The organism is Marinoscillum sp. (assembly GCF_965229915.1).
Lineage (GTDB): Bacteria > Bacteroidota > Bacteroidia > Cytophagales > Cyclobacteriaceae > Marinoscillum.
This window is the reverse complement of record NZ_CBDDJZ010000001.1, coordinates 3,421,711-3,434,143: the sequence shown is the minus strand read 5'-3', so window position 1 is coordinate 3,434,143 and position 12,433 is coordinate 3,421,711. Positions and strand designations below refer to the sequence as shown.

The following is a 12,433-nucleotide window of genomic DNA, read 5'->3' as shown; positions in this document are numbered from 1 at the left end:
GATAGATATGGAAACGACTTTTGAATATGGCGCTCAGCATCTTACAGCAAGCACTGCGCTGGCAATAGCCAGAGGACATTGCAAAGGAATAATCACCGAAACTGTAAAAGAAAAAGTCAACAAGAGCTTTCAGGATGTTGCCAAAATTGCCTCCGGTGAGCGTGCAGTGTACGGCATCAATACCGGCTTTGGTCCACTTTGCACCACCAGAGTATCCGCACAAGATCTGGTCCAGCTACAAACCAATATTCTGATGAGTCATGCGGTAGGTGTTGGAGAGCTCCTGACCAATGAACAGGTCAGGCTAATGATCGTGCTAAAGCTGCAAGCCCTGACTCAAGGATTCTCTGGAATAGCACTGAAAACCCTGGAGCGAATAATCTGGATGTTGGAAGAGGAGGTTACTCCAGTGGTTCCCGCTCAGGGTTCTGTTGGTGCCTCTGGTGATCTGGCTCCCTTGTCTCATCTATTCCTCCCACTGATTGGAATGGGTAAAGTCCACTATCAGGGCGAGATTCAAGATGCCGGAGCTGTGCTATCAAAGCTCGGAGTGGAACCGATTCAGCTATCTCCCAAAGAGGGACTCGCTCTCATCAATGGCACCCAATTCATTGCGGCACATGCCGTGCAAATGGTGGAGCAACTGCATAATGTACTGACATGTGCGGACATTACAGGAGCCATGATGATCGAAGGATTAAAAGGATCTGTAAAACCCTTTAGTCCTGAACTTCATAATTTAAGACCTTTCCCAGGTAATCAATATGTAGCAGAACGCATTCGGACTTTGCTTCACGAGTCAGAAGTGGTTTACTCACATATTGGATGCGCGCGCGTCCAGGACCCGTACAGTCTCCGGTGCATGCCTCAGGTGCATGGAGCTAGTAGAAGTAGCTGGAAACACTTACGCGATATGCTGGAAATTGAGCTGAATTCCGTAACTGACAATCCAATTGTCCTAAGCGATGAACACACGATCAGCGGTGGAAACTTTCACGGTCAGCCGATGGCCCTACCAATAGACTATGCTTGTTTGGCAGCTGCTGAAATTGGCAACATCTCCGATCGCAGAATCTACCTGTCTCTCGAAGGAGATACTCCAGGTGTACCGAAGCTACTCATGAAAGAAACCGGTACTAATTCAGGATTTATGATTGTGCAATACACAGCGGCAGCATTGGCCAGTGAAAACAAAGGCATGTGCTTTCCGGCAAGTGCCGACAGCATTCCTACCTCACTTGGTCAGGAAGATCACGTGAGCATGGGTTCCATAGGCGGGCGGAAAGCCTTGAAAGTCATTGGCAATACCGAGCAAATCCTGGGTATTGAGCTAATGTGTGCTGCTCAGGCCATGGACTACCACAGACCCTTGAAGTCTGGAGCCAAAATGGAAGAAATTCATGCTTTGGTTAGAGCCAATGTACCTCATATAGAAAAGGACCAGATCATGACGGAGTTCATGGACGCCACCAAAGAACTGGTCAAGTCGGGTGAATTGACGCGCGTAGTTCATGATCTGGCTGAATCTGCAGATCATCACGAAGACTTTGACAAGTACTGATCCAACTGGCCAATTCAACAATTAAAGAAACGCATTATGAACTTTCAGGAATTGATCCAACAAGGCATCCCCTCAGAATTGCCACAGCCTAAAAAGCCAAGCGCTGAACTGAGTCATGCGCCTAAACGAAAAGACATTCTTTCAAAGGAGGAAAAACTGCTCGCAGTTAAAAATGCGCTGCGGTATTTCCCTAATGACTGGCACAAGGTACTAGCTCCCGAGTTCATGAATGAGCTCATGGAATTTGGACGGATCTACATGTATCGCTTCATGCCGGAATATGAAATGCATGCTCGACCCATTCATGAATACCCAGCCAAATGCGAAGCGGCCGCATCCATCATGCTCATGATCCAAAACAACCTGGATCCCCGAGTAGCTCAGCATCCAGAGGAACTGATCACCTATGGAGGTAATGGAGCCGTATTCCAAAACTGGGCGCAGTACCTGCTCACCATGAAGTACCTCTCCGAAATGGATGAAAACCAATCCCTGCACATGTATTCCGGACATCCCATGGGGTTGTTTCCCTCCTCTCCTTCAGCACCACGCGTAGTAGTGACAAATGGTATGATGATCCCCAACTATTCCAAACCGGACGACTGGGAAAAGTACAATGCACTGGGAGTTACCCAATACGGGCAAATGACCGCAGGCTCCTATATGTACATCGGACCGCAGGGGATCGTTCATGGCACCACCATTACCTTGATGAATGCTTTCCGCAAAAAGCTTGGAAATAATGCATCTCCTGCCGGGCAGGTATTTCTTACAGCCGGTCTTGGAGGGATGAGTGGCGCCCAGCCAAAGGCTGGTAATATAGTAGGCTGTGTGACCGTATGCGCTGAAGTGAACCCATCCGCCGCTCGCAAACGACATGAACAAGGCTGGGTGGACCTGCTGATTGAAGACATGGAGGAGCTGGTGAAAACCGTAAAGAATGTTCAGTCACAGCAGAAAACCGTATCCATTGCCTTTATTGGGAATGTAGTAGACGTATGGGAAAGCTTTTTAAAAGAAGACATTCAGGTAGCTGTCGGGTCGGATCAGACATCACTTCACAATCCATGGTCTGGGGGTTACTATCCGGCTGGTCTAACCTTCGAAGAATCGAAAGAACTCATGGCGGCCGATCCTCAGACATTCATGGCGAGGGTTCAGGATTCATTAGTAAGACATGTAGCAGCAGTCAATGCACATGCACAACGAGGAACTTACTTTTTCGATTATGGAAACGCCTTCTTACTGGAAGCCTCCAGAGCTGGTGCGGATGTGATGGCCACAAATGGCAAAGACTTTAAATATCTCTCTTATGTGCAGGACATTCTTGGTCCCATGTGTTTTGATCTGGGCTTTGGACCCTTTAGATGGGTGTGCACATCCGGTAAACCAGAGGACCTTCGAGCAACGGATCAATTGGCCGCTCAAGTCCTCAAAGAAATAGCTGCTGACGCACCAGAGCAAATTCAGCAGCAAATGCAAGACAACATCCAATGGATTGAAGAAGCTGAATCCAATCAACTGGTAGTCGGCTCGCAGGCACGAATTCTATACTCTGATGCCGAAGGGAGAACCAGGCTTGCCTTGGCATTTAATCAAGCCATTAGAGAGGGCCGAATAAGTGCACCTGTGGTTTTGGGTCGAGACCACCATGATGTGAGTGGCACCGATTCTCCGTATCGGGAGACCTCCAATATCTATGATGGCTCACAATTCACAGCGGACATGGCCATCCACAACGTGATTGGTGACGGGTTCCGAGGCGCCACCTGGGTAAGCATTCACAACGGTGGAGGTGTTGGCTGGGGAGAAGTGATCAATGGCGGCTTTGGAATGCTACTGGATGGTTCAGAAACCGCTGATAAGAACATCCAGAACATGCTGTTCTTTGATGTGAATAATGGTATTGCGCGACGCAGCTGGGCCAGAAATGACGAGGCTCTGTTCGCCATCAAAAGAGAAATGAATCGTACACCGCAGCTGAAGGTGACTCTACCAAATCTGGTGAATGAGGAGATTCTGCAGTCATTAATCGAAGGATAACACACCCTAGGAAACAAAAAACCCTGACAAGCATGGCTTATCAGGGTTTTTCTATTTAAGAATAAGATTATTTCTTAGTTGCTTAGCTTAAAGATGATTGGAAGTACCATTCGTACTTTTACCGCTCTACCTCTTTGCTTACCAGGCTTGAACTTCGGTGCCTCTCGTAGTACTCGCTCAGCCTCTTCATCACATCCAGCGCCGATACCTTTTACAGAAGTTACTTCAGTAACTGTACCGTCCTTGTCAACAACGAACTGAACATAAACACGTCCTTCGATACCCATTCTTCTTGCTTGAGATGGGTAATCCATGTTGTCACCAACATACTTGTAGAATGCTGCCATTCCTCCTGGAAACTCTGGCTGGTCCTCCACAATGGTGAAAACCTCTTCTACTACTTCCTCTTCAGGAGCTTCTTCAAACACGATATCCTCGATCACAGTCTCTTCTGTAACCTCCACATCAAGTTCTACTTCGATTTCCTCCTCGATTTCCTCCTCATCCGGAACCTCTATGATCTCAGGTAGTTGGATTTTTGGTGGTGGGGGAGGTGGTTGCTCCGTTGGCGGAATCTCCATGATGTCTTCAAAGTCATCTTGCACCTGTCCCAAGTCTACGATATCTGACTGGTCGTAAGTTCTCCACTCGAATGCAACGATGCACAATAGTAAACTCACTGAAAATCCGATGTTCATGAACATCCCAGATTTTCTTGCAAGATCTACTTTAGGGTTCTTCTTTGGTTCCATAAAATTGTTTTTTGACCTTTACTACAAGAGTGATTCCAAATATATCACTAATAAAACTGTTTTCCCATACGGATTAGTTCCTTTTTAAGAAAATGTGCAGTGAAAACAGCAATCAAACTACCCAACAGGTCGGCCCCAGCATCAAGCCAGTCCGACGAACGACCAGGGATATAGTACTGAGCTAACTCCGTAGCAACCGCAAATCCAAATGCTAATATTAACACCCACCATATAGGCCTTTGGAAATAATTTGAAAACCCGACATAGACTAAAGCTGACCAGATCCCAAATAGTCCAAAGTGTGCTACCTTGTCCTGCCCTTCAAACCACTCAATACCTAAATCTGGATTGTTGGTATTAAAAAAAAGATAGAGCATGCCTCCTGTCCAGAGGATCAGTAACCAACGACTGATATGTACGAATGGCTTATTGTCCAATAAGTTCTTTGTAGGCTTCTGGTGATAGTAAATCTCCCTGATCAGACACCTTTACTTTGATCATCCAACCTTCTCCATAAGGGTCAGAATTAACCAGCTCTGGACTTGATTCTAGTTCAGAATTGAATTCGATCACCTCACCAGACAATGGCATGAAAAGATCAGAAACCGTTTTGACAGCCTCCACTGTACCAAATACAGTTCCTTTTTCGAGCTCTTCACCTTCGGTTTCTACTTCTACATATACAATGTCTCCAAGCTCGCCTTGTGCAAAGTCAGTGATACCAATGTACGCTTCATCACCTTCGATTCTTACCCATTCGTGATCTTCGGTGTAAAGCAAATTTTCAGGAATATTCATAGTCTATTTGTTTATCTGAACGCGTATTGGAGAGGAACAATCACCTCCGGCCAATTTGCTGCCAAAAATAGGCAAAAGAATGAGTTTGGAGCTACTGAGCCAGGCTAAATCTTAGCTGAGTTCCGAAAGCAGTGGTAGCCGTTTTGAAGGAACTGATTTTCGGTTCGTTTACACTACGTTCAAAATACATAGTGAGATCAAGACTCTTGTTTAGTTTGTAAGTCATGGATGGTCGTAGCTGAAAATTCGTATTACCATTGGTGATCTTGCTCTCTCCATCAATTTTTCGCTGGATTGTTTCTGAGTCTCTTAGCGTCATACTCACCCGCATGGTAATGGCATTGTCCAGCGTGATGGTACGCCCCTTGACTTTAAATGGTAGTTTGAATTCATCCTTAGTCAAACCAAGATCCATAGTGAAGTCATTACTGGTAGTTTCAGTCACCTGAGCATTGGACATATTCAGTGATAAGCTTCGATCCTTCTTGTACTCTAACCTTGTGGACAGATTGTTCTTGGTTCGGATATTGATGCCCAGCAATGGTGCAAACTGCTCGGCAATAGTGACCTGAGAAATCACATAGACAGGAACCAATCTATTGGAGTCATTGGGTACGGTAGCTCTAGGATAATCCAGCACATTGTTATCCAGCGTCACTCCAAAATTGTTGTTTGGGTTGTTGGCATACGCTTCAATGTTGAAATTGTAGTCATTCACATTGTAGGCGGAGCGATAGCCATGTGAGATGGTGATGGAGGAGAATACCTCTGCGAGCGCTGGGATTTTTGATAGTCCATTGTAATCTACTCGCCAGCCAGGTAACGGAATTTTTGGAAAAGGCGTTAAACCCACATCTCCAGCAGACTGTCCAGAGTAGGCAGCTATGAAAGCTGGTATCAACACATCCTGTGAGAGTGTGTCATAGAAACCATCACTTGCGTTGATTAAGGAGTTCTGCCGATTTTGAATGGCCGAAATATTAGACGCAAACGTATCGAAAGCTTCCGAAGAGTTATTGGCCCCCTTATTGTCAAAAGCGGTCCTGATCGTGTTAAAACTCAGATTGTAGCTTCCCTTCCTGGAAGGCGTCAGAGACTTGAATCCCGAGACTCCGTCTAGTGTATCATACCTGTAGATTTCTTGAAATGAAGCGTTATTGGTCCTCTGTGCATCCAGCTGTATCTTAATATCAGCAGCCGGCTCTATGTTGGCTCGTAATGACAGGTCATTGGTATAGGTCTGCATGAATGGAGTCGTCAAACTCTGACTTCTGGTTAGCCAGCCATTTTGGGCTGCTCTGTACCGAATTTCTGGATCTTGCTCTCCTAGAATGAAGCCCCAGCCCGGTGCATTCCAGCTACTGTCCATTCCCAGCAAAAATGGCTGCTTGACAAAGCCAGCCAGAGAGGTAGTCTCCCGGATATTGTAGGTGACGTTAATGCTACGCAGAGACATCATCATTCTTAAAAAAGTTTTGCCAAGATTAGGTCCGGTTTGCTCTTCGTCATCCTTGGATCGCTTGCGGGTTGGTTGATTGATGTTCTTCAAGAAAGTAACCTTATTGTACAGTTTCACCATGTCGATTTTACCAGTTAGCCCCCGGTCTCTTCTGTTCTGCAAAGTGTGCCCAAAAAAGTCTCCGCTATCATCATTTTGTCCCAATGATCCAGCAGTCCAATTGTAACCAACAGCGTATCGGATATCTCCACTCACCCAGTCTGTGATTGGAAATTTGTCAAATGGCAACTTATAGGTGGCAGAAACATCTTGGGTAAAATTCTTCAATCGACCCAGACTCTTGATCTCATTCCAGATGTACTGACGTTCCTCTTCAGAATCGATATCACCTTCAATCGGTGTGGTGTCTTCAATTTCATCAATTACTGCATTCGCCTTAGCAGAATAATCCAGACTCAAACTCTTAAAAATGTTCCATCGGAGACCGTAAGTCCTGTTGAAAGTAAATAAGCGCTCATAAAATTCATTACCATACTGAGGTTGCAATTGTTCGTCATATAATCGCGTCATTCGGAAACTCCTAGCTAAATCGGCCCTCACTGATATATTGCTAGGAGATAGTGAAAGGTTTGCGTCTTTTATGAGTTTCAGATAGGGACTGCTGAATGCTTCAGACTTGGCAAAAGGCTCTATGACCAAAGGTCTTGGCGCATAATTATAGGCCACTCCACCACTGACATTTTTTTGAATATAAGTTTCGGTATTGACATTGCTGGTGACAATATCTGAGTAAGCATAGGAAACTGAAAGGTTTTCTATATCAAAGAAGTGATCGTTAGCCTCTGGGTTGGTTTTTTCTTTCCGAACGTTTGTAAAATTGATGCTTCGTCTTTCCGATCGGTCTTCAACGATTCGGCGGTATTCATCTCGTTCCTCTTGAGTGTCAATGGTTTCCAGAGAAGCCTCCAGAGGCACATCAGGGTCTAGCGGGTCATATTGTGGAATAGTCCGACTTTTCTCCATACTTACGAACATCGGCACTTTTAGGCCGGTTTTTTCTGGCAACAAGAATTTGTCCAGATTCACATTGGCAGACACATCATATTGGGTAGTTTCATGACGAGTTCGCTGCTGAATGGTCTGCTGGATATTTCCAAAGCCGATGGAGGTGTACCTGGTAGATGCCGAGACAGTCGCCACATCAGCCAGTTTAGCACTAACACGTGCATTGGCAGCCCAGCCTCTCCTCTTGTCAAAATCAGTCACTCTTAGCTCATTCGCCCAAATACAAACTGACTTTGGTGCACCATCATCTGAACCTGGGTTCCGAACTCCTATCATTAATGTCTGAATGGAACTCATATCTGGGTTACCCTTAATAGTGAGTTTGTAACGACCATCATTGGATGGACTAGAGTAAGCAATCGTTTCATCAAACCCTCCACGGTTTCTTTCAGATTTCAACCCAAGAAGCTCATTGATGGACAGATCTATTTCGTTCTCCTTTGGCCAAACCAGCTCAGGCACTGCCCCGGTACCTTGTGGAGTCACTTTCAAAGGCACCTCTATCTCATAGTACTGATCATTGGCTTGAGTACCCAATCGTAAAAATGCTGACATTTCATCATCCAGCAACATGTCGCCTCTATATTCTTCCGCATGGAAAAACATCTGCAAGCGACCGTAATTGATCAGGTCAATAGTCGTGTTCTTAAACACGGCACGAGCATCCTTGTCGGCCAGATCTTCCACACATATTTGCAAGGACTGCTCATTTACCTGCCTGTTGATAATGGTAGTGTTGTCCCTGTCACGATTGATCCCAGGAGGTACTGTATATGGAATCTTGTCTGCCCCACCGCTGTTCTCTTCAATATTTACCACAGAGAGTGTGAAATCCGAATAGGTTGTTTCAGGTACTTCATTCAGGCCTGGCTCATTAAGCGGTGTCTCGCTATACTTTCTCCACTGAGAGCCTACTAGCTGTAGTTTAGCCATTCGAAGTACTACAGGTTGTCGGAAACCTGTCAGGTACATTCGCACACTCCTCACCGTATTGATATCCATCCCGCCGTTCACTGGCGTCCCCGCTGTATTGATCGGTATACGAAACAAGTACCAATAATCCTGATCGTTGATACTTCTGATTTTGTCTACGATGAAGTTTTCACCAATTTCTAACTGGCCCGGTCGCAGATTGATCTTGTACTCGTTGTAGCTCTCGGAAGTCACGAAGTTACCGTCCGTATTGCTGTCTTCATTGTCTGGAATGATGGTGTAGGACTGTACATTGTTGCCACTTTGGACTGGGCTATTCCCATCCAGCCCGTTGAAGTTCTTATATCGCTCCAGGATCTTCACATTGTTGTTATCAAACTGATCCCCCAAGAAGTACTGGAAATTGTCCCCAGAAGGGTCTACTGTAATGGCATTTAAGGCATCAGGAGAAACATTGAGCTGATTGATATAATCATTGAAAAAAGTAGTCTCCTCTTCATCTCTTAACCCATCAAATCCCACATCCTGATTTCCTCGTCCCGTTTGCTCAAAATTGTTTGTCAGGAAAGGTTCATCTGGTTGCCTACCCCAATCATTGCTAATGGTCTTCGTCTCATCGCCATCTGCAGGGTAACCACTCTCGAATGACTTGCGACCGTCATTGTTGAAATCTTCCGAGATGTCACCGAGGTTAAACACCAGTTGACCACCTGTCGTGTTATTTTGGTTGAACAACCCATCCAAAACGCGCCCATTTTCACCATCAATAAATGGATCAAGTAACCAGAATTCCAAATACTCCACGTTATTCTGTCGGAAATTGGTCTCAGTGGTGATGTTTCGGTAGATGGCTCCATAGTTCTGTTCTGGATTAGGCAATAGGCCCTCTTGGGTAAGATTCGGGTTATAGTTATAAGGTCCGCGCTCATGTGGGTAATAAGCAATATCAAAGATCGTTTCTGGCACCAGGAACACGTTTCTGTCTCGTTGACGAAAAATCTCCTGCGGCAGTACTGGGCGCACATAGTGATTGTCCAGATCATCTTCATTGATGTTGGCCGGTCGTCTGGGTCCAGCCTGATAGAAGACTGACGGGTCTACAGAGTACCAGGCAATTTTGGCTTTCTTGTAATTAAATCCCAGCACATTGGCATTGGTGGCACTGTTGAAGCGATTGTTGGAAGTCTGTGGTGTGGTTCCGAGCTTCCAGCCAATAGCTCCACTCAGATTAATGGGCGTAACCGCACTTTCAAAATCATCGATATATGAGGTTCCCTTGCCATCCACCAAATTGGAAGTACCCGGGACGATCTGGGCAAATTCCGCATTGAAAGAAATACTCGAAGGTGCCTTCGTGCTAATCAGAGGCAGAAAGTCCATAGCCTTAGTGAGGAATGGAACCTCATCTTGATAGTTAATATCAAAGCCATACTTGGTGTTTCTGGTTGGCTCATCTCCTATCGTGTATCTGGATATCCCTCCGGGACGTTCGTTGAGATGGAGCAATGTTGCTCCGATATTAAAGTTCTCGCTGAAGCGGTAATCCATCCTGGCACCGTAGAGCCATCTGGACTGGAAGTTGAAAAGATCCGCTTTTTCGTAGGCAATGTTGATGGTTTTACCTGAGTTGAGAATCCCTTCATTTAAAATGGTCACCGTACCCAAATTGTAGTCTACCCTGTAGTCCAACCCTTCGGTAAGCGGCGTATTTCCAGCTGTGACCACCACGGAATTCTCAGCGATATTGATACCTGGTAGTGATATCTGATTGGAAGACCCAGCGTTCAGTTTTCCCTGAATAAAGAACTTGTTTTTTGAAGCCAACTGCTCTGCATCGATTTTAGTGGATTCGTAGAGTTCGTTGTAGACATATTTTTGCTTCAGGTTATTTTCACTCTCAGCAAACTGGCTTTCGAGTGTAGCTCCGAAAGGTTCCAAAACCGGAAAAATCACATTTCCATTGCGAGTGTCCATTGTCACCCCTTCTATGAAGTCGAAGTTTCCATCTCTGGATCGGTCATTGTTTTGGTTGAGTTGGTCAAGTCCCAACAGCTCGACAAGCGGCTTATCCTTGGTCAGTCTACCTTCGTGCAATGACGGGTTATCAATACCGGTGGCATCATCTCGGTAATGAATGCGTAGCTGAAAACCTTCTCGATCCACCTGATTTGCATTCAAGCTATAGATGTTTTTCATCATCAGATCCCATGTAGGTACTTCTACATTGATCCTGTTGGGGCGAAGCATCTTCAACACAATCACCTGGTCATCCGACAGGCCTGAGTAATCTTCGGTCAACTCTCCTACCTGATACACTCGGCCATTGTAAGTATACTCGTAAGAAACAGCCAACATCTCATCGTTCTGTAAGCGACGAAGTAAGCTCACATAACCGAGCTGACTATTTAAGACAAACTCATCATCTTCCAATCGACGGGCGGTTCCAATTTTGGCAAAATCCACTCCACTGGCAAAGCCGAATTGAGTCTCCAATATATTGGATACGTCGTTGCTACTCCTGAAACCAGGCGTAGAAAAAAGATCTGCATACAGGTTGTTCGCCCGGTTGTTGGTCGGAAATCCCGGATCCTGACCACTTGCTCCTGAGATTTCGTACCCATTGGCATTTGCTCCATTGCGATAGATATGCTCACTGTTACCCTCACCCAGATCCATCAGGCCTAGCACCTCACGAGTAGACTTGGTGTCATTGTTACGGTTGATCACATAAACCTCAATACGAGTTACGTTTACACCAGAGACAATTTGCGGCAGATTTCTATGCCAGTATTCATAGTTGTCCCGGAAAAATTGACCCAGGAAGAAGTGCTTGTTTTCATCGTAATCAGATGCTCTGACCTGAAACTCTTTGCCCTGAAATCCGCTTTCTACTGTCACCACATCGCTTTTTCCCTGCTGGCGAGATACCACTCCGGTGACAAATAGCTTCCCAAACTGCAGCTGCGTTTTCACTCCAAACAAGGATTGCGCTCCTGTCATGAGGCTATTGGTAACGGGCATACTCACGTTACCAATCTCTATTTTCTTGACAATGTCCTCTTCGTATCCGGTGTATTCTACTTTGAGGTTGTTCTGGAAGTCGAAAGTATTGTTGTTGTCGAAGTTGGCCGTTACTTGAAGTTTCTCACCGATCTTCCCGACCAGATTCAAAGAAATCTGCTGATCGAAATTAAATCCACCATTGCGCTGCTGGCGTCTGGGGATGGATGGATTATCCACGCGCTGAAACCGACCACCAAAGTCCAGATTCACAAATCCATTAGGCTGAATATCTACATAACTTCCACCAAATAGCCGATCGAACATTGGGCTGATGTATAACCTTGGAATCAAGCTCCTTCCACTTACGGCACTTTCACCATCCAGTCCGGCGGATTTCTGCTTGAAATATTCCTTTTGGATTTGCTGGTCATTGTACCGGTCATACTCCTCAAAACTCATGGTAGTCACCGGACGGAAATTCACATCTCCGATACGCTCATACACTGAGTAGTTGATGGAAGAGTCATAGTCCACCTGCAGGTCTATGGACGAAGGATCTGCAAGCTGTAATGGGGACGGACTGATGCGGTTGGAGAATGGGTCACCAAATCGATAAGCGGGTTGGTAAGTTGGGATTTTACTTGGCTCATAAGGTGGAATCGTGTCTCGTTTGACGGTGTCTTGTTTCGCATTTTCCTGCTGAAACAAAAGGGTAGGAGCAAACAGACGTTTTTTAGCCTCCAGTTCGGACAAACCAAAGCATAAAAACACCACACTCACTAAAAGCTGTATGTAAGATTTCCTCTCCAAACAAAAACA

Annotated in this window: 6 protein-coding genes; 2 read left to right on the top strand and 4 right to left on the bottom strand. The window is 45.6% G+C overall.

Annotated elements, in window-relative coordinates; all coding sequences use genetic code 11:
* Positions 1–7: 7 nt before the first annotated feature.
* Together hutH and ACO067_RS14620 are read left to right on the top strand one after the other, a co-directional pair.
* Positions 8–1,561 carry a histidine ammonia-lyase gene (gene hutH, locus ACO067_RS14625; RefSeq protein ID WP_421875227.1) on the top strand — a complete coding sequence of 518 codons (1,554 nt, stop codon included), beginning with the start codon at positions 8–10 and terminating at the stop codon, positions 1,559–1,561.
* 36 nt (positions 1,562–1,597) lie between these two features.
* A complete protein-coding gene (locus ACO067_RS14620) occupies positions 1,598–3,604 on the top strand; it encodes a urocanate hydratase (protein WP_421875224.1) in 2,007 nt (668 codons plus the stop codon).
* Positions 3,605–3,678: 74 nt separating this feature from the next.
* Here the strand turns inward: ACO067_RS14620 and ACO067_RS14615 are convergent, their stop codons facing one another.
* The 4 genes from ACO067_RS14615 to sprA form a co-directional block, all read right to left on the bottom strand.
* Positions 3,679–4,356, bottom strand: a complete 678-nt coding sequence (locus ACO067_RS14615; protein ID WP_421875222.1) for an energy transducer TonB — start codon at positions 4,354–4,356, stop codon at positions 3,679–3,681.
* Between the two features lie 47 nt (positions 4,357–4,403).
* Positions 4,404–4,733: a VanZ family protein gene (locus tag ACO067_RS14610; RefSeq protein WP_421875220.1), complete on the bottom strand. Its 330-nt coding sequence runs from the start codon at positions 4,731–4,733 to the stop codon at positions 4,404–4,406.
* A 49-nt stretch (positions 4,734–4,782) separates the two neighbouring features.
* On the bottom strand, positions 4,783–5,154 hold the full coding sequence (gcvH, locus tag ACO067_RS14605; RefSeq protein ID WP_421875217.1) for a glycine cleavage system protein GcvH: 372 nt from the start codon (positions 5,152–5,154) through the stop codon (positions 4,783–4,785).
* A gap of 91 nt (positions 5,155–5,245) precedes the next feature.
* Positions 5,246–12,424, bottom strand: a complete 7,179-nt coding sequence (sprA, locus tag ACO067_RS14600; RefSeq protein WP_421875215.1) for a cell surface protein SprA — start codon at positions 12,422–12,424, stop codon at positions 5,246–5,248.
* Positions 12,425–12,433 lie beyond the last annotated feature (9 nt).